The organism is Burkholderia sp. Ax-1720, assembly GCF_011753035.1.
Lineage (GTDB): Bacteria > Pseudomonadota > Gammaproteobacteria > Burkholderiales > Burkholderiaceae > Burkholderia > Burkholderia gladioli.
Map to the genome: position 1 here is coordinate 84,038 of NZ_VWWK01000008.1, position 19,844 is coordinate 103,881.

General features: G+C 70.2%; 20 protein-coding genes. 6 read left to right on the plus strand and 14 right to left on the minus strand.

Annotated features, from left to right (window positions below; translation table 11 throughout):
• Nucleotides 1–3: 3 nt before the first annotated feature.
• The 4 genes from F3J18_RS04725 to F3J18_RS04740 all read right to left on the minus strand — a co-directional run bounded on the left by F3J18_RS04725 (nucleotide 4) and on the right by F3J18_RS04740 (nucleotide 5,563).
• Nucleotides 4–3,168 carry a multidrug efflux RND transporter permease subunit gene (locus F3J18_RS04725; protein ID WP_025099621.1) on the minus strand — a complete coding sequence of 1,055 codons (3,165 nt, stop codon included), beginning with the start codon at nucleotides 3,166–3,168 and terminating at the stop codon, nucleotides 4–6.
• A gap of 15 nt (nucleotides 3,169–3,183) precedes the next feature.
• On the minus strand, nucleotides 3,184–4,425 hold the full coding sequence (locus F3J18_RS04730; RefSeq protein ID WP_166911650.1) for an efflux RND transporter periplasmic adaptor subunit: 1,242 nt from the start codon (nucleotides 4,423–4,425) through the stop codon (nucleotides 3,184–3,186).
• A gap of 356 nt (nucleotides 4,426–4,781) precedes the next feature.
• Nucleotides 4,782–5,216, minus strand: coding sequence for an SRPBCC domain-containing protein (locus tag F3J18_RS04735; RefSeq protein WP_166911652.1), 435 nt, complete (start codon nucleotides 5,214–5,216; stop codon nucleotides 4,782–4,784).
• Entirely contained in the window at nucleotides 5,213–5,563 is a 351-nt protein-coding gene (locus tag F3J18_RS04740) for a metalloregulator ArsR/SmtB family transcription factor (protein WP_166911654.1), read from the minus strand. The genes F3J18_RS04735 and F3J18_RS04740 overlap by 4 nt, the downstream gene beginning before the upstream one ends.
• A gap of 98 nt (nucleotides 5,564–5,661) precedes the next feature.
• Here F3J18_RS04740 and F3J18_RS04745 point away from each other — a divergent pair, with 98 nt between their 5' ends.
• Nucleotides 5,662–6,318: an NAD(P)H-dependent oxidoreductase gene (locus F3J18_RS04745; protein ID WP_166911656.1), complete on the plus strand. Its 657-nt coding sequence runs from the start codon at nucleotides 5,662–5,664 to the stop codon at nucleotides 6,316–6,318.
• Nucleotides 6,319–6,364: 46 nt separating this feature from the next.
• Here F3J18_RS04745 and F3J18_RS04750 read toward each other — a convergent pair whose 3' ends face one another.
• Nucleotides 6,365–7,585 carry an MFS transporter gene (locus F3J18_RS04750; RefSeq protein ID WP_205194236.1) on the minus strand — a complete coding sequence of 407 codons (1,221 nt, stop codon included), beginning with the start codon at nucleotides 7,583–7,585 and terminating at the stop codon, nucleotides 6,365–6,367.
• A 283-nt stretch (nucleotides 7,586–7,868) separates the two neighbouring features.
• Between F3J18_RS04750 and F3J18_RS04755 the strand changes: the two genes are divergently transcribed.
• Together F3J18_RS04755 and F3J18_RS04760 are read left to right on the plus strand one after the other, a co-directional pair.
• Entirely contained in the window at nucleotides 7,869–8,777 is a 909-nt protein-coding gene (locus tag F3J18_RS04755) for a LysR family transcriptional regulator (RefSeq protein ID WP_025099627.1), read from the plus strand.
• 86 nt (nucleotides 8,778–8,863) lie between these two features.
• Complete coding sequence (locus tag F3J18_RS04760) at nucleotides 8,864–9,745, plus strand: class I SAM-dependent methyltransferase (protein WP_166911658.1); 882 nt, start codon at nucleotides 8,864–8,866, stop codon at nucleotides 9,743–9,745.
• Between the two features lie 72 nt (nucleotides 9,746–9,817).
• Here F3J18_RS04760 and F3J18_RS04765 read toward each other — a convergent pair whose 3' ends face one another.
• The gene (locus tag F3J18_RS04765; protein ID WP_013697398.1) at nucleotides 9,818–9,979 is read right to left on the minus strand and encodes a DUF1328 family protein; all 162 of its coding nucleotides are present in this window, start codon (nucleotides 9,977–9,979) and stop codon (nucleotides 9,818–9,820) included.
• Nucleotides 9,980–10,082: 103 nt separating this feature from the next.
• Nucleotides 10,083–11,540: an RNA polymerase factor sigma-54 gene (locus tag F3J18_RS04770; protein WP_025099629.1), complete on the minus strand. Its 1,458-nt coding sequence runs from the start codon at nucleotides 11,538–11,540 to the stop codon at nucleotides 10,083–10,085.
• A 511-nt stretch (nucleotides 11,541–12,051) separates the two neighbouring features.
• Between F3J18_RS04770 and F3J18_RS04775 the strand changes: the two genes are divergently transcribed.
• Complete coding sequence (locus F3J18_RS04775) at nucleotides 12,052–12,828, plus strand: DUF4397 domain-containing protein (RefSeq protein ID WP_025099630.1); 777 nt, start codon at nucleotides 12,052–12,054, stop codon at nucleotides 12,826–12,828.
• A 122-nt stretch (nucleotides 12,829–12,950) separates the two neighbouring features.
• Here the strand turns inward: F3J18_RS04775 and F3J18_RS04780 are convergent, their stop codons facing one another.
• The 3 genes from F3J18_RS04780 to F3J18_RS04790 form a co-directional block, all read right to left on the minus strand.
• Complete coding sequence (locus tag F3J18_RS04780) at nucleotides 12,951–13,442, minus strand: DUF3005 domain-containing protein (protein ID WP_166911660.1); 492 nt, start codon at nucleotides 13,440–13,442, stop codon at nucleotides 12,951–12,953.
• A 92-nt stretch (nucleotides 13,443–13,534) separates the two neighbouring features.
• Nucleotides 13,535–14,389 carry a MipA/OmpV family protein gene (locus F3J18_RS04785; protein ID WP_200873220.1) on the minus strand — a complete coding sequence of 285 codons (855 nt, stop codon included), beginning with the start codon at nucleotides 14,387–14,389 and terminating at the stop codon, nucleotides 13,535–13,537.
• A gap of 193 nt (nucleotides 14,390–14,582) precedes the next feature.
• A complete protein-coding gene (locus F3J18_RS04790) occupies nucleotides 14,583–14,810 on the minus strand; it encodes a hypothetical protein (protein ID WP_166911662.1) in 228 nt (75 codons plus the stop codon).
• Between the two features lie 299 nt (nucleotides 14,811–15,109).
• On the opposite strand from F3J18_RS04790, the gene F3J18_RS04795 reads away from it, so the two are divergent.
• Both F3J18_RS04795 and F3J18_RS04800 read left to right on the plus strand, forming a co-directional pair.
• Complete coding sequence (locus F3J18_RS04795) at nucleotides 15,110–15,388, plus strand: hypothetical protein (protein WP_166911534.1); 279 nt, start codon at nucleotides 15,110–15,112, stop codon at nucleotides 15,386–15,388.
• Nucleotides 15,389–15,435: 47 nt separating this feature from the next.
• The gene (locus tag F3J18_RS04800; RefSeq protein WP_017921074.1) at nucleotides 15,436–15,972 is read left to right on the plus strand and encodes a PRC-barrel domain-containing protein; all 537 of its coding nucleotides are present in this window, start codon (nucleotides 15,436–15,438) and stop codon (nucleotides 15,970–15,972) included.
• Between the two features lie 13 nt (nucleotides 15,973–15,985).
• Here the strand turns inward: F3J18_RS04800 and F3J18_RS04805 are convergent, their stop codons facing one another.
• The 4 genes from F3J18_RS04805 to F3J18_RS04820 form a co-directional block, all read right to left on the minus strand.
• On the minus strand, nucleotides 15,986–16,687 hold the full coding sequence (locus F3J18_RS04805; RefSeq protein ID WP_205195303.1) for a hypothetical protein: 702 nt from the start codon (nucleotides 16,685–16,687) through the stop codon (nucleotides 15,986–15,988).
• A gap of 63 nt (nucleotides 16,688–16,750) precedes the next feature.
• Entirely contained in the window at nucleotides 16,751–17,383 is a 633-nt protein-coding gene (locus F3J18_RS04810) for a DUF4142 domain-containing protein (RefSeq protein ID WP_166911664.1), read from the minus strand.
• A gap of 128 nt (nucleotides 17,384–17,511) precedes the next feature.
• A complete protein-coding gene (locus F3J18_RS04815; protein ID WP_036052021.1) occupies nucleotides 17,512–17,913 on the minus strand; it encodes a BON domain-containing protein in 402 nt (133 codons plus the stop codon).
• Nucleotides 17,914–18,172: 259 nt separating this feature from the next.
• Nucleotides 18,173–19,844: ATP-binding protein (locus tag F3J18_RS04820; protein WP_166911666.1), on the minus strand; the 1,672-nt coding region annotated here is incomplete at its 5' end.

Consider the following 19,844-nt stretch of genomic DNA (forward strand, 5'->3'; position numbering starts at 1 on the left):
TCATCATGCTTGCTCCTCGCGACCTTGCCAGGCCTCTTTCTTCTTCAGGCCGAAGCGGCGGATGAACACATAGAACGCCGGGGTGAACAACAGGCCGAAGCCCGTCACGCCCAGCATGCCGAACAGCACGGCAGTGCCCAGCGACTGCCGCATCTCGGCGCCCGCGCCGCTGGCCACCGCCAGCGGCGCGACGCCGAGGATGAAGGCGAACGAGGTCATCAGGATCGGGCGCAGGCGCGTGCGGGCCGCGTGCACGGCGGCCTCGGCCGCGTCGGAACCTTCCTCCTCCTTCTGCCGCGCGAACTCGACGATCAGGATCGCGTTCTTGGCGGCAAGCCCGACCAGCACCACGAAGCCGATCTGCGCCAGGATGTCGATCGGCATGCCGCGCAGCGACAGCCCCGTGACCGAGGCCAGGATGCACATCGGCACGATCAGCACGATCGCCAGCGGCAGCTTCCAGCTCTCGTACTGGGCGACCAGCACCAGGAACACGAACAGCGCGGCGGCGCCGAACACCACCAGGGTGGGCGTGCCCTTTTGCTGCTGCTGGTAGGCCAGGTCGGTCCACTCGAAGGAAATGCCCTGCGGCAGCACCTCGTGGGCGAGCTCCTCCATGCGATGCAGCGCGGTGCCGGTGGCCACGCCCGGCGCGGCGGCACCCTGCACCTCGGCGGCCGGATAGAGGTCGTAGCGTGGCACGCGATACGGGATCGTGCGGTCCTCGAAGGTCGCCACCGAGCCGATCGGCACCATCTCGCCGGCCTGGTTGCGGGTCTTCAGGCGCGAGATGTCCTCCCCGCTGCGGCGGAAGCTGTCGTCGGCCTGCACGATCACCTCGTAGGTCCGGCCCAGGTAGTTGAAGTCGTTCACGTACTGCGAGCCCAGGTAGACCTGCAGCGTCGAGAACACGTCGGTGGGCGTGACGCCCAGCTTCTGCGCCTTGACGCGGTCGATGTCGGCGAACACCGAGGGCGAACCCGCGTTGTAGAGCGTGAACACGCCGGCGAAATGCGGATCCTTGTTGGCCGCCGCCACCAGCGACTTGGCCGCCTTGACCAGCGCGTCCGGCCCCAGGCCCGCGCGATCCTCCAGCATCAGCTTGAAGCCGCCCGCGCTGCCCAGGCCCTGCACCGGCGGCGGCGGGATGGTCAGCACATAAGCGTCCTTGATCACCGACAAACGCTTGCGCAGGTCGGCCAGCACGGTCTCGGCGGTCACGCCCGGCAGCGAGTGGTTGTAGAGCGAGGGCAGGCCCGTGAACACCGTGCCCGAGTTCGAGGCGACCGTCAGCGTGGTCGCGTCGAGCCCGACGAAGGGCGCGGCGTGTTCGATGCCGCGCGTGGACAGCGCGATGTCGGTGACCTGGCGCACCACCTGCTCGGTGCGCTCCAGCGACGCGCCTGGCGGCAACTGGATCACGGTGATCAGGTAGCCCTGGTCCTGCTCGGGGATGAAGCCGGTGGGGGTGCGGGAGAACTCGATGCCCGCCACCGCGATCAGCGCGACGTAGACCGCCAGCACCACGGCCAGGCCGCGCACCAGGCGGCGCGTGACGTTGCCGTAGCCGAACGAGATCCGTTCGAAGCCGCGATTGAAGCGCGCGAAACCGGCATCCAGGAAGCGCGCGACGCGTCCGCCACCGCCAGCCTCGTGGCCGTGGTGCGACTTGAACAGCACCGCGCACAGCGCCGGGCTCAGCGTCAGCGAGACGAAGCAGGAGATCACCGTCGAGGCCGCGATGGTCACCGCGAACTGCCGGAAGAACAGGCCCGAGATGCCGCTCAGGAAGGCCGAGGGCACGAACACCGCGCACAGCGTCAGCGCGATCGACAGCAGCGCGCCGCCCACCTCGTCCATGGTGCGGTGCGCCGCCTCGACGGCCGACATGCCGGCGCGCATGTTGCGCTCGACGTTCTCCACCACCACGATCGCGTCGTCGACCACGATCCCCACCGCCAGCACCAACCCGAACAGCGAGAGGTTGTTCAGCGAGATGCCGAAGGTGGCCAGCACGATGAAGGAGCCCAGCAGCGAGACCGGGATCGCCACCACCGGGATGATGGTGGCGCGCCAGTTCTGCAGGAACACGAACACCACGCCCACCACCAGCAGGATCGCCACGAAGATGGTGGTGATCACCTCGTCCACCGACTTGCCGATGAAGATGGTCGGGTCGTAGATGATCTGGTAGTCGACGCCGGCCGGGAACTCCTTCTTGAGCCCTTCCATGGCCGCCAGCACCTCGTGCTCGACGGCCAGCGAGTTCGCGCCGGGCTCGGCGTAGATCAGCATCGCGGTGGCGTCGTCGCGGTCCTTGAACGAGGTCGCGCCGTAGTCGGCCGCGCCCACCTCGACGCGCCCGATATCGCGCAGGTGCGTGACCCGCCCCTGCGGGTCCGACTTCAGCACGATGTCGCCGAACTGCTCGGGCGTGGCCAGCCGGCCCAGTGCCTCGACGTTGATCTGGTAGGCGGCGCCGCGCGCCACCGGCGGCTGGTTCAGGATCCCGGCCGAGACCTGCACGTTCTGCGCGCGCAGCGCGGCCAATATCTCGCTGGCGGTCAGGTCGTGCGCGGCGGCGCGATCGGGGTCGATCCAGATGCGCATCGCGTATTCGCGCGCGCCCTGGATCTGCACGTCGCCCACGCCCTGCAGGCGCGCCAGCGTGTCCTTCACGTGCAGGGTCGCGTAGTTCGACAGGTAGAGCGTGTCGTGCGAGTGGTTCGGCGAGTACAGGTGCACCGCCAGCAGGATGCTCGGCGTCGACTTGCGCACCTGCACGCCCAGCCGCTGCACGTCCTCGGGCAGGCGCGGCAGCGCGTCCTGCACACGGTTCTGGGTGAGCATCTGCGCGACGTTCAGGTCGGTGCCGATGCGGAACGTGACGGTCACCGTGAGCTGGCCGTTGCCGGTCGACTGGCTGCTCATGTAGAGCATGTTCTCGACGCCGTTGATCTGCTGCTCGAGCGGCGTGGCCACGGTGCGCGCGATGGTGTCGGCCGAGGCGCCGGGATAGGAGGTCGTGACCTGCACGGTGGGCGGCACGATCTCCGGATACTGCGCGACCGGCAGCACGAACATCGCACCCAGGCCGATCAGCGTCAGGAAGGCGCTGACCACCGTGGCGAAGCGTGGGCGGTCGATGAAGAAATGAGCGATACGCATGGAATCGGCGCTCCCTTATTGCGGCTGCGCCGCGTAGCGGATCGTGCCGTCGTGGGTCTTCACCTTCGAGCCGGGCGCCGCGAACGGCAGGCCGTCGATGATCACGCGGTCGCTGTCGGCCAGGCCCGAGCGGATCACGCGCAGGCCGCCGCGCACGTCGCCGGTCTCCACCTGCTTGGGCACCACGGTGCCGTCGGCGGCCACCGTCAGCACCAGGTGCTCGGACTGGTTGGGCAGCACCGAGGCATCGGGCACCAGCAGGGTGGGCGCCGGATGCGTGACGGCCACCCGCACGCGGGAGAACTCGCCGGGCGTGAAATGGCCGTCGGCATTGGGCACCGTGGCGCGCGCGTGGATCGTGCCGCTGGAGCGGTCGAGCACGTTGTCGACGAAGTCGAGCGTGCCCTGCCGGTCGTAGGCGGTCGAGCCACCCGAGGCCAGCTCGACGCGGTCGGCCGGCAGGCCCGAAACCTTGCCGCGATAGCGCTGGAAGGCCTCGTAGTCGGACTCGCTCATGTCGAAGTCGAGGTAGATCGGGTCGAGCGAGACGATGGTGGTCAACAGCGTGGTCGGGCTGGTCGCGTAGCGGCTGCCGGCGATCAGGTTGCCCACCGAGACCTGGTGCCGCCCGATGCGGCCAGTGAAGGGCGCGACGATGCGGCAATGGTCGAGATCGAAGCGCGCGTCGCGCACCTGGGCGTCGGCGTCGTCGAGCGCGGCCTGCGCGGCGTGCAGCTCGGAGGTGCGCTGCTCGGTGTTCTGGCGCGTGCCCGCCTCGCTGTGCTCCAGGTCCTGCGCGCGCGTGAGCTCCTGTTTGGCCAGCACCAGCCGCGCGGCGGCGCTCTGCTGCTGCGCCTTGGCCTGGCTGTAGCGGATTTCGTAGGGAACCGAATCGATGGTGAACAGCAGGTCGCCCTTGTGCACCACGTCGCCGTCGCGAAAGTGAATGCCGGTCAGGGTGCCGCCCACCTGGGCGCGCAGCTCGACCTGGTCGACCGCCGAGAACTGGCCGAGGAAACCGAGCCGCGTATCGAGATCGCGCACCAGCGGCCGGCTCACCGTCACCTCGTGCGGCGGCATCGGCGCCGCGGCGGCGGTGCCGGCACTGCCCGTCTGCGCGTGATGGAACCAGAGCCCGCCGCCGATCACCACGATCCCGGCGGCGATCGCCAGGGCCCTGGCGCGCCCCTTCGGCCCGCCGTTGCGGCCGCCGCGCAGGCTCGTGCCGTCTTCGTCCAGTCTTGTCTTCGTATCCACTGCTTCACCCTGGAAAGCGTTGCGCCCGGTCGGTCCCGCAAGCGGGACGAACCGGGCGATGTCGGCGCCTCTTACCCTCACCCGGCTGCCGGCCTGAATGGATGTCTATCGACATCCAAGGATCGTTAGATTACCGATATCATCTAAATGATCAAGCCTGCCAGAATCACCGCTGGCCGCGCGGCGCCCGTCGATCGGGCGCAATCGCTTGCGGGATGGGGCTTTCGGGGATTGTTGGCGCCTGTCGGCTACTGAATTCAGGCGCAACGCATAGAGTGGATCGGGCAAAAACGCCCGGATTCCGTAAGGAAAATCGAAGCTTCGCGCGGCAAGCAGTGATCGATCGAAGCGGCGGCCTAAGCGCCCGGCGCCTGCAACGCCAGCGCCAGCTTCTTGAGCATCTGCTGCCAGCCGACGCCCAGCCCTTCCTTAGACAGATCGAGCGGCACGCGCTCGTGGGTGAGCACCAGTTCGCATTGCGCGTCGCGTTCGAACAGCTCGATGGTGACGAGCGTTTCCTGCTGCGCCATGTACGAGGACGTCCAGGTGAAGACCAGCTTCGATGGACGCTCGATGATCCGGTATTCGCCGGTGTGCACGTAATCCAGGCGCGCGGAGCGCATGAAGATGGCGAAGCGCCCGCCGACCCGCGGGTCCAGCATCACCTCGCAATGCCTGACCGTGCCGGGCAGCATCCAGCGGCACATGCCGTCGGCATCGAGCCAGGCGTCGAAGACCGCCTCGCGCGAGGCAGCCAGCGTGCGCCGCACGGTGACCGTTGCCCCGCTCACTTGCCGCCCCGCCGGGACCCGCTCGCGAGGTGTTGCTCGAGTGCGTCGAGCCGATCGTTCCAGAAGCCGGCGTAGTGATTGATCCAGTCCTGGGCTTCCTGCAGGTTGGTCGCGTCGAGCTGGCAGGAATGCTCGCGTCCATTCACCTCGCGCCGGATCAGTCCGGCCTTTTCCAGCGTCTTGATGTGCTTGGAAATGGCATTGAGGCTCATCTCGTAAGGCTCGGCGAGTTCGCCGACGAGCAGGCTGCCATGCCGCAATCGTTCGAGGATCGAGCGGCGCGTCGGATCGGCCAGCGCGCCGAAGACGGCATCGAGACGCTGGGGGGAAGGCTCGGGTCGGTTCATGGGAAGCAAATCATCGAGACGATATATATTCAACCGATTGGTTGACCATCAACCATCGGGTTGAATATACTCCAAACCACATTCGAAGGAGAACGCCGATGCCCACTTTGCTGCAAGTCGATTCCAGCCCGATGGGCGATGCGTCCATGTCGCGACGCCTGAAGCAGGCGTATGTCCGCAGCTGGCAGCGCGCGCACCCCGGCGGCCGGGTTCGTTGCCGCGATCTGGCGCGTACCGCGATGCCGGTGGTCGATGCCGCCTGGGTGGCGGCGAACTTCACGCCGAAGGCGCTGCGCAGCCCGCAGCAGGAAGCGCTGCTGGCCTTGTCGACGACCCTGACGACGGAATTGCTCGATGCCGACGAATACGTGCTCGGCATTCCGATGCACAACTGGGGACCGTCCGCGAGCTTCAAGCTCTGGGTCGACCAGATCGTCAGGCAGGAAGAGACGCTGAAGGCGACGCCGCAAGGGCCGACCGGGGCGCTCGCCGGCAAGCGCGCGACCTTCATCATCGCGGCGGGGGCGTCGTACCGGCCGGACCTGCCGGCCGCCTCGGGCGATTTCATCGAGCCCTGGCTGCGCCGGCTGTTCGCCTACCTGGGTATCGAGGACATGCGCTTCGTGATGGCGGACCGGGTGGTGGGCGTGATCCGGGGCGAGGTCGATCCGGACACGTTCCTGGCGCCGCATCTCGAGACCGTGCGCGCCCTGTTCGAGCCGGCCGAGGAGCCGCTGCCGGGCCGGGATCGCTGACGGGAAGGATTCGCACGACGGCCCTCCCCTCGCGAGGCGGCAAGGCCTAGCGCCTGCGCATCGCGACCACCACCACCAGCCCGGCCAGCACGAAGCCCGCGGCGACGCCGGGAATCGGCGCCGGCCCGAGCCGGTTGACGAGCACGCCGCCGATCAGCGCGCCGAGCCCGACTCCCGCGTTGAACACCGCGACATTGGCCGGCGTGGCCGCCTCGGCGCCGCCCTCGATGCGCGCGGCCTGCTCGAACACCGAGGTCTGCAGCAGCACCGGCAGCCCGCCATAGGCCGCGCCCCAGCCCGCCAGCAAGACGATGACGGCGGCCTCGCTGGCCACCGCCAGGTGCATGGCGGCCAGGCTCGCGGCCAGCAGGGACGTCACCAGCACGAGGCCGGTGCGCGGCGCGCGCCGCGCCAGCGGCCCCACCGCGAAGTTGCCGAGCACGCCGGCGGCGCCATATACCAGCAGCATCATGCCGACGCGGCCCGGCGCGAGATGCGCGGCCTGCTCGAGATAGGGCGTGACATAGGTGTAGCCGAGGAAGTTGCCGGTCACGATCAGCCCGGTGCTGGCCAGCAGGCCGAGCAGCGGGCCGTCGCGCAGCACCGCCGGCATCGCGCCGCGGATCGAGGCCTTCGCGACCCGCAGGCGCGGCACCGAGCCCAGCACGGCGAGGAACACCACGAGGCTCAGGATCGTCAGCGCGGCGAACACCGCGCGCCAGCCGGCATGCTCGCCGAGCAGGGTGCCGGCGGGGATGCCGAGCACGGTCGCGAGCGACACGCCGCCGAACACGATCGAGGTGGCGCGCACCGCGTGCTTCGGCGCGACCAGCTGCACCGCGGTGACCACCGCCGTCGACCAGAACACGGCGATCGCGGCGGCCACCAGGATCCGCCCGGCCAGCACGACCGGATAACCGGGCGCGAGATAGGTGAGCAGGTTGCCGGCCGCGCAGACCGCCAGCAGCGCGGCCATCAGCAGCTTGCGGTCGAGCCCGCCCAGCAGGCCCGTGAGCGGCATGGCCACCAGCGCCACCACGAAGGCGAAGCAACTGACCAGGTAGCCGGCCTCGCCGAGCGAGACGCCCAGGCCCGCCGCCATCGCGGGCAGCACGCCGACCGGCATCAGCTCGGTACTGACGAGGCAGAAGCAGCCGAGGCCCAGCGCCAGCACCGCGACGGCGGCGCGTGCCGGCGACAGGCGCGCGGCCTGGGACGAAGCCGGCGGCGCGCCGCCGGGCAATGAATGCGCGGATGAGGAGTCCAAGGGGATGATCCGATGAAAGACGGTTGAAGTGGGCGCCACGGCCGGCGGCCCGCCGATCCTTCAGTGATCCGAATCGTCGAGAAACGGGTTGGAGCGGGACGAAAGCCCGATATCGCGGCCAGGCGTCGTGACGGGAGCCATTGTGGAACCTCGGGCAGCGTGCTGACGAGCCCATGCGACTCACAAGACTTGTGAGTCCAGCGGAACAATCCCGGCTCGGCACGGGCCGCCGCTTGCGATAGCATCGGGGCTCCCCCACCCGCCCCGACCACGGAGGTTCCTCATGAGCGCAATCGATCCCCGGCTGCTGGAAGGCGTGGACGTGCTGGCCGCGGTGGTCGACACGCGCAGCTTCGGCGCCGCCGCCGAGGTGCTCGACGTGTCGAAGTCGGTGGTCAGCCGCGCGATCGTGCGCCTCGAGAAGCGGCTCGGCATCCGCGTGTTCGAGCGCACCACCCGCTCGATCCGGCTCACCGACGAGGGCCGCGAGTTCTACGAGCAGGTGATGCCGCTGGTGGGCAGCCTGGCCGAGATCACGCGCAGCGCGGCCGGCAACGCGGGCAAGGTGCGCGGCCGGCTGCGCGTCAATATCGATCCGCTGTTCGCGCGCTTCGTGGTGGGCCCGCGCCTGGGCCCCTTCTTCGATGCGCATCCGGAACTCGAGCTGGAGCTGCACAGCCGCGAGGACCTCGGCGACCTGATCGCCGACGGCTTCGACCTGGCGCTGCGCTTCGGCCATCCGCAGCCCTCCTCGCTGGTGGCGCGCAAGCTGTTCGACACGCGCGTGTTCGCGATGGCCTCGCCGGCCTACCTGCAGCGCTTCGGCCATCCCGCCGAGCCGCGCGAGCTCGAGAGCGGCGAGCACCGCTGCATCCTCTATCGCGAGCCGGTGACGGGGCGGCCGTTTCCCTGGGAATTCCACCAGCGCCGCAAGAAGCTGGTGATCAAGCCGCGCGGCGTGCTCACGCTCAACGATCCGGGCACGCTCTACAGCACCTGCCTGGCCGGGCTAGGCATCGGCCAGTTGTTCGAGCTCGGGGTGGAGGACAGCATCGCCGCCGGCCGGCTGGTGCCGCTCTTTCCCGCTTGGTCGGACTACCGCTTCCCGCTTCATGCCTATTACCCGTCGCGGCATCATGTGCCGGCCAAGACGCGCGCCCTGCTCGACTTCGTGGCGGGCCTGACCGGCTGAAGCGGGCTGCCCGCTTGACTTCAAGTCGACTTGAGGCGCCATAGTGCATCGCTTCGCGCCATCCGGCGCTCCGCGAGGACAGCGTCATGCCCACTTCTTCCCCTCCCAGCCAGGCCGAACTCTGGAACGGCAGCTCGGGCCTTGCCTGGGTCGATACCCAGCCGATCCTCGACGCGATGTTCGAGCCGCTCGAACAGCGGCTCACCGAGGCGGCCGCGGCCGATGCGTCGGCGCGCCCGCGCCGCGTGCTCGACGTCGGCTGCGGCACCGGCGCCACCACGCTGGCGCTGGCCGCGATGGCCGAAACCGGCGCCGAAGGCGACCGGGACGGCGCCTTCGGCGACTGCCTCGGCATCGACATCTCAGCGCCGATGCTGGCCCTGGCCCGCGCACGCGCCGACCAGCGCGGCCTGCGCGCCGCCCGCTTCGTGCAGGCCGACGCGCAGACCCACGATTTCGCGCCGGCCGGCTTCGAGCTGATCCAGTCGCGCTTCGGCGTGATGTTCTTCGACGATCCGCGCGCGGCCTTCGCGAACCTGCGCCGCGCGGCGGCACCCGGCGCGCGGCTGCGCTTCATCGCCTGGCGCCCGGCCGACGAGAATCCCTTCATGACCACCGCCGAGAGCGCGGCCGCGCGGCTGCTGCCGGCGCTGCCCGCGCGCGATCCGGCCCGGCCGGGGCAGTTCGCGTTCGGCGACCCCGAGCGGATGATCGGCATCCTGCATGGCGCGGGCTGGGAACGCATCGAGATCGCGCCGCTCGACGCCGCCTGCACCCTGCCCGAACGCGACCTGCCCACCTATGCGCTACGGCTAGGGCCGGTCGGCCAGCAGTTGCGCGAGGCCGATGCGCGAACCCGCGCGCAGGTGATCGAGACGGTGTGCGCGGCCTTCGCGCCCTTCCTCGACGGCGCCATGCTGCGCTACCAGGCGGCGTGCTGGTGGGTCGAGGCGCGCGCCCCGCGCTGAACCCGGCGCGTCGGCGCGCGCAAGGAAAACGGCCGCCCGAAGGCGGCCGTTCGACTCGACACCCACGCTCACCTATCGTCGGATCACGCCCAGCAACAGCGTGACGATGAAGATGATCACGAAGATGAAGAACAGGATCTTCGCGATCTCGGCGGCCCCGGCCGCAATACCGCCGAAGCCGAACACCGCCGCGATGATGGCGATGATGAAAAAGATCACTGCGTAACGAAGCATGTCTACCTCCGGATTGGACTGCGAATAAGCCATGTCGCGCACGGCCGGGCCGTGGCGATCCCGTTCGATGATGCCGGCGCGCCGGTGCCGCGCGCCGCGCCGCTCAGATCGGCACGCGCCGGCGCAGCTCGGCCGGCAGGATCTTCATGCCCTGCCGGTACTTGGTCACGGTGCGCCGCGCCAGCACCACGCCGCGCCCGGCCAGGCGCTGCGCCAGCGCCACGTCGGAGAGCGGCTCGCCGGCCGGCTCGGTCGAGATCATTTCGCGGATCAGCACCTTGGCCGCCGCCGCCGAGCAGGCACCGCGCCCCGCCGCCTCGAGCTTGCGCGGGAAGAAGTGCTTGAACTCGAACACGCCGTGCGGGGTGGCCATGTACTTGTTGCCGGTGGCGCGCGAGATGGTCGATTCGTGCAGGTCGAGCTCCTCGGCGATATCGCGCAGCACCAGCGGCTTGAGCGCGATCGCGCCGTAGCGGAAGAAATCGCGCTGCCGCGCGACGATGCACTCGCCCACGCGCTGGATCGTGTCGAAGCGCTTCTGCGCGTTGCGGATCAGCCAGCGCGCTTCCTGCAACTGCTGCCCCAGCGGCGACTGGGTCGACTCGCTGGACTTGGCGAACAGCTCGGCATAGAGCTTGTGGATCCGCGCGCGCGGCATCACCGCGGGGTTCACCGTCACCACCCAGCGGCCGCTCACCTGGCGCACGATCACGTCGGGCACCACGTAGTCGCCGCTCGCGCCGCCGAAATGGTTGCCGGGGCGCGGATCGAGCTTGCGCACCAGCGCGCAGGCCGCGCGCAGCGTGCGCGTATCGCAGCCCAGGCGTCGCTGGATCTCGGCGGTCTCGCGGCGCGCGAGCCGCTCCAGATGATGCTCGGCGATCGCCTTGGCGCATTCGACGTCGGGGCGCCCGGCCGGCATCGCGGCGAGCTGCAGCGTCAGGCATTCCGACAGCGAACGCGCGGCCAGCCCCGGCTTGTCGAGCGACTGCACGCAGCGCAGCGCGATCGACAGGTCCTGCTCGTTGAAGCAGTTCTCCGAGTCGGCGATGGTCTCGGCCAGTTCGGCGAGCGACTGGCGCAGGTAACCGTCGTCGTCGAGCGCGTCGATGATGATGCGCGCCGCCGCGCGATCGCGCGGATTGAGCGGATACAGGCACAGCGCCTCGTGCAGGTGCTCGTGCAGCGAAGGCTCGACCACCAGCCGCTCCGAGGGCTCGAGATCGAAGGCCTCGCCCGAGCGGCGCAGCGAGCTGCCGCGCATCGAGGGCTCGGCCGTGTAGGAAGGCTCGCCGTCGGGCGGCCCCGCCTCGGCCGCGATCAGGGTCGGCGGCTCGGTGGTTTCCGCCGACTCGGCCGCCTGGGTGGCGTCGTCGAAAGGCGTGCGCGTATCCTCGTCGCCCGAAACCTGGACGTCCTCGAGAAACGGGTTGGTGTCCAGCGCTTGACGCAGTTCCTGCTGGAATTCGAGCGACGACAGTTGCAGCAACCGCAGCGACTGTTGCAGCCGCGGCGTCAGTGTCAGGTGTTGTCGCATCTGTAGCGCGAGCGTTGCGGGCATCCGGATGCTCCTCGTCGTTGATTGGGACTGTCCCGACTTTTGCAACATCCGTACCAGGCTGGCGAAGCCTTGTGCCACGGGGCTCGGGCACGCGCAAGGGCGGCCCTCGCCGCGCGGCCGGAGCATTTTTTACAAGCAGCTTCGCAAGATTTGGTCCGGACGAATCGTCCCCGGGCACGGGCTTCGCTGCCCTTCGCGGTCTTTTCGCGCGCTGCGCACCGAAGGCATCCTCTAGACGCGGCCGGGAGCCCGCGAGCCCCTGCCCTCGGTCGATACGGCGTCATGCGATGCCCCGGCCGCCCCCCCGAATCGCCTCCGCCACGCGCCTTCCAGATACCGCCGGGTACGCATCCTGCTCATTCCCATCGCCCGCCGGCGCATCGTGCGGGACCGGCGAGGGGGGCGCCAATCAGGCCGCATTCGCCGTGCAAGTCACCACTGGTCGCGCAAGCTCGTGCCGGACCGTGCACGCAGCGCAGCTCATATGAACGACAGAATCAGAGAGGAAAGTATGAAAGGACTACGTACCCTGGCCGTGATGGTGTCCGCGGTGGCCATGCTCAGCGCATGCGGCGGCGATGACGGCAACGACGTCGGCACCATCATCGGCGTCTCGAAGCCGCAGGCGCGCTTCATCAACGCGGTGCCGCTCGGCCCCAATCTCGACTACTACCTGAACGGCCAAGTCAACACCGCCAACATCGCCTACAAGGGCGTGACGCGCTACGCCGACCTCGGCACCGGCAACCAGACCGCCTCGTACGACGCCAACGGCACCACCGTCACGCTGGGTTCGCAGGGCTTCTCGACCGCCAACGGCCATCACTACACCACCATCGCGCTGCCGAGCACCTCGGCGCCGATCTCGGTGATCGACGATCCCTACGCCAAGGGTTTGCTGTCGGACAAGGCGCGCGTGCGCGGCTTCAATGCCTCGCCGAACGCGCAGAACGTCGACGTCTACGTGGTGCCGGCCGGCAAGACCGACATCAGCGCGATCGCCCCGACCATGCCGGGCCTGGCCTACCAGGGCGCGGTGCCGGCCAGCGGGCAGGATTCGATCTACATCGAGGGCGCCAGCGTCCAGGTGGTGGTCACCTCCACCGGCTCGAAGACGCCGATCCTGACCACCGCGCCGGTCACGCTCTCCGACAACGCCGACTGGCTGGTGCTGACGATTCCGGCGGGCGGCATCAAGGACGTGGTGCCGAACGACATCCACGTGCTGGTGGCGCAGGGCAACGATGCCGATACCTCGGCGCAGGAACTGGGTCCGCAAGGGCAATAAGCCTCGCCGCCGCGCGTCGCGCCACGCGACGCGCGCAGCGCAATACGACGACGCCCCGCTTCGAGCGGGGCGTCGTGCCATTGGGAGTGGTACCGCGGGAGTGAGCCGCGCCGGCGCCGGTCTCAGCTCGAGGGCGGGCTCGCGGGTTCGAGCCGGATCACGCGCTCGGTGCGCGCGCCGTAGGTGCGGCCCGCATCGACGATGCCGGCCTGGCTGACCTGCCAGCCGAGCCGCGTCTCGACGGCCGGCTGCGAGCCGCCGCGACGGCTGGCGAAACCGGCCAGGCCGTCGTCGGGCGTGCTCACGCTGTCGTCGAGCGAGGCGTTCGAATGGATCACGTTATCGCGCCAGTGCGGCGCGTCGCGATGGGCGTCGAAGCTCTTGCCGTCGACGTCGACGCAACTGTCGGAGGCGCCCATGTTGGCGTTGTCGAGCGTCGCGATGCGGCTCGCGGCGCGACGCACCGGATCGCCGTGCTCGAGCAGCGCATAACGCGCGCGATCGATCGGCGGCAGCCCGGTCGGCATCTTCGAGGCGATCCGCTCGGGCGTGAGCCTGCGATCGGCCGCCGCCGGCTTGCCGGCTGCTTCGGTTTCCGAATGATTCTGTTCCATCGTCTCCTCCAGGTCGAAACACCGGGCGAGCGCCGGGCACGAAGCCCGGCGCTCGCCAATCGAACCGCCCGACGCGCGAGGACGCGGCCGGACTAGAACTGGTAATTGATCGACAGGTCGAACGTGGCGTTTGCCGAGCTCTGCGTGACGGGACTGTGGCGCGCGCTGCCGACCAACTGCTGGATCGCGCCGTCCGCGGTCATGAACCAGTGCTTGCGGAAGTACCAGACCATCGTGATGCCGCCGCCGTAGGACCTCAGGCCTGCCTTGGCAGAATACTCCGGAATACCCGAGCGCGCCGAGGCGGCGGGGTTCACGCCGAACCAGCTGTTCATGTAGCGCGAGTCGGCGAAGGTCACGTTCGGCCCGGCGAACCAGAAGAAGTGCTCGGAGCTGCCCGGCAGCGGCATGTAGGCGGCGAAGTCGGCCACCCAGCCGTTCGCGCCGCCGATGCTGCGCTGCACATCGCCGCGCAGCACCAGCGGGAAGCGCTTGGAGAGCACGTAGTCGGCCGACAGCTTGATCTTGGCCGCCGGATTGATGTTGTCGAGGCCGTGCAGGTGGCCGAGGTCGTCGGCCGAGCGCCGCCCGAGGTCGTAGCCGATCGACAGCGTGGCGCGCCAGTTCTGGCCGCGCAGGAAGTTCACGCCGAGCCCCTCGCCGGTCGACAGGAAGAACAGGTCGCGGTAGCGGATGTCGATGCTCGGGCCCGCCATCGCGCGGTACTGGTCCGAGCCGTCGTAGCGCGGCCGGAAGGTCGAGGCGATGCCGATGCTGGTCTGCCAGGTGTCCTTCGGATTCGGATTGAACAGCTTCTCGAGCGGCACGCCGGCCGAGTACTGCCATTCGCTCAGGGGGCCCGGCGTCTGCGCGCGGGCCGTGACGCTGGCCGCGCAGCACAAGGCCAGCAGGGTGAGCCGTGAGGGCACGATCGCGCGGCGCGGCATCGGGCGGGCGCGGCGCGGGGGAACGGAAACGGCACGGCATCGAATCATCAGCTCATCCTCTTGGTGTTGTCAGTTCTACTGGAAGAGTCCCGACGCAAGCCCGCGCACGCCGTGCATCGCCGCGTCAGGAACGCGGCGCGGCGCGCGCAAGCCGGCGGTCGCACCGCGGCTGCGCATGTTGCCCTCGCTCATGTTACCCGCGCCGCATGCATCCTGCCTCGCGAAGCCGGGCCACCCGCTCGGGCGGCTCGCGCGAGGGCGGATCGCCCGCCGGCGGATGCTGCGGCGTCGGCGGATCGGGCGGCCCGTCGTCGCCCTCGTCGGGCTGCGGATCGGGATCGTCGATCTTGGGATACGGCGGCTCGGGTCGATGCAGCGAGATGCCGGTTGGCCAGCCGGCGAAGCCCGATGCACCGGACATGGCGAACCCGGGCGGCGAAGCTGACACAGGCTCCACGGTCGGTCCTCCTAATGCGAGTCAGCGGCAAATACTGCAATTCGTATGCCAGGCGCCCCGGCGACGACCCGGCCCGGCCGCCGCCGCGCCGGAACCGGGTCCGGCCGCCGTTCATCGCGCGCCCTGGGCATTCCTTACATCCGGCACTGAAAATTTTTCAGACGCCCGGCGCGCGCCACGGCCCGCCGCGCCGCCCGCGGCGGACGGCACGGATCGGCACGCGGCTTGCTCGATCGACAGCATGACCACCCGGAGGGCAAGCGATGCGATCCTTTACCCGATCCCCATTCCCGAGCTCGGCCGAAGTCGAGCACCGGCCGCCGCAGCGGGTTCACGACCATGGACAAGTCCAGGCCGCCGGCAAGGACCAGCCACCGCCGCGCCAGCAGCCCGCGCGTCCCGCCGAGGAGCGGCGCATCGACCGCGCGCTCGAGGACACCTTCCCGGCCAGCGACCCGCCGGCCACCGGCGGCGTGACCCGCATCGATCCGGCCACGCCCGCCCACCAGCCGCCTGATCGCGGCGAACCGGGCTCGCCCTGAACGGGCGAGCGCTCATTGCAGCAGTTCCTTGCACCAGGAGGTCGAAGATGAACCTGCATCCCGAGACCCAGGGCGCCACCCGCGCCCCCGAGCGCATCATCGGCCGGCCCGCCGATTCCAGCGGCCCCGGCCCCGAGGTGATGGCCGCCTCGACGCTGGACGGCAATCGCGTCTATGCCACCGACGGCGTCCAGGTCGGCCATATCAAGGACATCATGCTGGACGTGCGCGGCGGCCGCATCGCCTACGCAGTGCTGTCGAGCGGCGGCCTGCTCGGCATCGGCGACAAGCTGCTGGCCGTGCCCTGGCACGAGCTGACGCTCGACACCGATCGCAAGTGCTTCGTGCTGCCGGTCACCTCGCAGCAGGTACGCGAGGCGCCGGGCTTCGATCGCCATCACTGGCCGAGCTTCGCCGATGCCGAATGGGTGCGCACCCGCGAGCCGGCCGGCGCCGCGGCCACCGGCTGGGATCCCGCCGATCTCGGCCGCTTCGACGTCGATACCGGCCTGGACGAACCTCCGCACGAAAGCTCGCCGAACCGGCCCGAATCGCGATCCGAACCACGCGACGACCGCCATTGATCTGCTACGGTCGTCACGTTTTCAGGAGCGTCCAGCCAGGACGCTCTCTTTTTTTGGTGCTCAGTTTTTTCGCATCGGGACGGCGTTCGGCGGCTGCGGCATCAATGCGCCAGCCCGCCTCGCGCCGGCCGCCGTGGCTGGCGACGGCCTCGCCCGCCACGGCGGCCGGCGCGACTTCCTCGGGCGGCGGCAGCACGGCCGCGAGCCCGAGCGCATCGATCCACAGCTCGCGCGACCAGCCCAGCGTGTGCAGGGCCAGCGGATCGGCCTGCGCCTCGATCGCCTCGACGGCGTCCTTCAGCACCTGCGCGACCGGCCCGGTGACACGCTCGGCCGCGATCGCCAGCAGCTTGCGATGCAACTGGTCGCGCGTCTCGACCAGCAGCACGCACTCGGTCGCGACCCGCTCGGCGGCCGCGCGATCCCCGCCCTGCACCGCGTAGGCGATCACCTCGAGCAGGGACTTGCCGAGCGCGGCGGCGGCGGTGCGCACGCGCGAGCTGGCCTCGACGTCGAGGCCCAGCGCGTCGAAGACATCGGCCAGCACCTGGGCGCGGCGATGCGCGGCCTCGCGATGCAGCCGCCATTCGGCGGCCAGTTCCTCGTGCGTGGTAGCGGCCAGCGCGGCGTCGTAGACGGCCATCGCGCGCAGCGTGGTTTCATGCGCCTGATCCAGCAGTTGATGCAATCCCTCGCGATCGACACGCGTCGTCATCCCATGTCCTCCCTTCCAGTCCATCGAGCGCCGCCGGCCCGGCCGGCGGCATGAACGGCACCCTCAGCGCCCCACCTCGCGCGCCAGCGTGCGCGCCGCCGCCAGATGCTTGCGCAGCATCGGCAGGCTGTCCTGCGCGAAGCCGCGCAACTCGGTCGAATGGCCGCCGCGCGCCTCGGCCGAGAACAGCCGGATCGCCTGGCGGTGCGCGGCCGGCCCCGCGATCGCCAGGTAGGCGACATCGAAATCGTGGCCGCGCTTGTTGCGCAGCGCGTCGATGTCGGGATCGACGATCATCGCCGCCTGCGCGGGCACGCCGACCTTCGCGGCGATCGTGCGCAGCGCCTCGTTGGCGCGGCCGTGGTCGTCCAGCATCATCTTGGCGAACTCGCGCACCGCGGGCGACGCCGATTGCTCGATCGCCAACTGGCTGGCCTGCACCTCGCGCTTGCCGGCGATCGCGGCCTTGTCGACGAATTCCGGATCGATGCCTTGCGGGCGCTTGGCGATCTCGCTGTCGCCAACCGGCGAGGCCGGCTTGACGATCTCCGCGCCGACACGCGGATCGGCGGCGGGCGGCTCGTGCGGCGCCGGGTTCGGGTTGGTCTGCGCCGACGCCGCGCAGGCCGCGCCCAGCGCGATGGCGAGCGCCACCATTCGCCGGCCCTGGCGGCCGGCTGTCCTGGTTCGTTTCATCCTCGCTCTCCTCGATGAGATGGGATCGGCCCTGCCTGCCGCCTCGGGGGCCGCACGCAGCCCGCTCCGGCCCGCAGCGGAACCGGCCGCTACCGCTGACTTACTTCGGCCGGCTCACTTCGGCTGGCTTACTTCGGGTGGATGGTCAGTTGGTCCTGCACCGAGCGCACGCCGTCCACGCTCTTCACCGCGGCCACCGCGAGCGGGCGCTGCGATTCGTCGGGCACGCTGCCGGTGAGCGTCACGTGGCCCTGGCGCGTGCTGACGTGCACGTCGTCCGAGGACAGCCCGCTGGCCTGCACCAGCGCGGCCTTGGCCTTGGTGGTGACGGCCATGTCGCGCATCTTGGCCCCCGCCGAATGGGTGGCCGAGGCGACCGTGTCGCCCGTGTCCGCGCCGGCGTCGAACGGCACGCTCGCGCAGAACGCGGTGGCGGCCGTCAGCGCGACGGCCAGCAAGCCGCGCGGTCCGCGCGAACGCGCGAGACGACGCGGGGTCGACGAGATCCTGTCTGCGTTGCGGTGCTTCATGCCTGGGCTCCTTGCATCGAGCCGGCCCGGTGCCGGCGACAAGGCAGGAGCCGCAAGCACCATGCCCGGGCCGCGCGCCTTGTCGCGCAAGGCGCGCGCGGCGACGCGGCACTTTTCGTCAAGCCGTTTGAAAGATTTACGAACTCGTCGGGCCGATCGGCAAGCCCGGCTCGAGAGATCGATGCGGCGCCCCCGATATCAATCGCAGTGCGAAGCAAAAAGGCGACAGACGATGTGAACGATGAAAGGCGCGCCGCGCTCAGTCGCGCGAAGGCGAGGTCAGCGAACGCTCCGGCGCCTGGGTGGCGCGCAGGATCTCGCGCGCCAGGACCTGGATGTCGACCGGCTTGCACAGATAGCCGTTGAAGCCGGCCGCCAGCACGCGGCGCTCGTCGGCCTGCCCGGCATGCGCGGTCACCGCCAGCATCGGCGCGTTGATGGCGGTGCGCGCGCCGCCGCGCAACGCATCGAGCAGCCAGAAGCCGTCGCCGTCGGGCATCGCCAGGTCGGACAGCACCACGGTCGGCCGCGCGCCGTCGATCTTGGCCAGCGCGTCGCGCCCCGAGGAGGCCACCACCACCGCCGCGCCGAGCGTGGCCAGCGCCGCGGCCAGGCTGGTGCGCGAGGTCTCGTCGTCGTCGACCAGCATCACGCGCTGGCCGTCCAGGTTGATGCGCTCGCGCGACAGCACGTCGTCGTCGCGCCGGCCGCTCCAGGCGATCGCGCCCGAGGGCTGCCAGCCGGCCGGCAGCGCGACCTCGAAGGTGGTGCCGAGGTCGCGCCCGGCGCTGGCGACGCGCACCGCGCCGCCGTGCAGCTCGGCGATGTGGCGCACGATCGACAGCCCGAGCCCGAGCCCGCGCTTGGGCGAGGCCGGCGAGTTCTCGGCGCGGCGGAACGCCTCGAACACATGCGGCAGGAAATCCGCGACCACGCCCTGCCCGGTGTCGGCCACCGTCAGCAGCACGCGCGACTCGTCGCGGGTCAAGCCGATCGTCACGCGACCGCCGCGCGGCGTGAACTTGAAGGCGTTGGACAGCAGGTTGGAGAGCATCTGCTTGAGACGCTCGGCGTCGCCCGAGACCACGCAGGCCTCCAGCGCGCAGTGGGTCTCCAGCGTGATGCCGTCATGGCCGGCGGTGGTGTCGAACGAGCCGGCCACGTCGCCGACCACGCGTACCAGGTCGACCGGCATCGGCTCGAGCCGCAGCTTGCCGGTGGCCAGCGAGGAGGCATCGAGGATATCGGCCACCATGCGCGACAGCGAGCGGGCGCTGCGGTCGATCGCGTCGATCGCCTGCCGCTGCAGCGCGCCGTCGATCGGGTTGCGCATCACCTCGACCCAGCCGTAGATCACGTTCAGCGGCGTGCGCAGCTCGTGCGAGACGATCGCCAGCAGTTCGTCCTTGAGGCGGTTCGAGGTGTCGGCCTGGCGTCGCGCGTCGCGCGCGCCGCGCAGCCGGTGATGGCTGCGCTGCTCGCGGCGGCGCTGCACGCGCGTGTCGCGCAGCGTCAGCGACAGCGCCACACAGCGCTGCTCTTCGTCGAATACCGGCGAGGCGGCCAGCGTCGCGCGAAACCGCTTGCCGTCGACGCGCAGGCACAGCAGGTCGAGGCCGCCGATCGCCTCGCGCACCTCGCCCACCTCGGCGGCGATCGGGTGCAGGCCCAGCCAGCGCGGCGCGACCAGCATGTCGATATCGTGGCCGAGCGCGTCGGCCTCGGGATACCCGAACATGCGTTGCGCGGCCGGGTTCCAGCTGGTGATGCGCCGATCGGCGCCGACGCCGATGATGGCGTCGGGCGAGGCGTCCACCAGCCGGCGCAGCATGCCGTTGGCCAGTGCCCGCTCGTGCTCGGCGCTGACGTCGCGCAGCACCGCCACCGCGCCGCCGCGCCCGCCGTCCGGATCGCGCAGCGGCGAGACCACC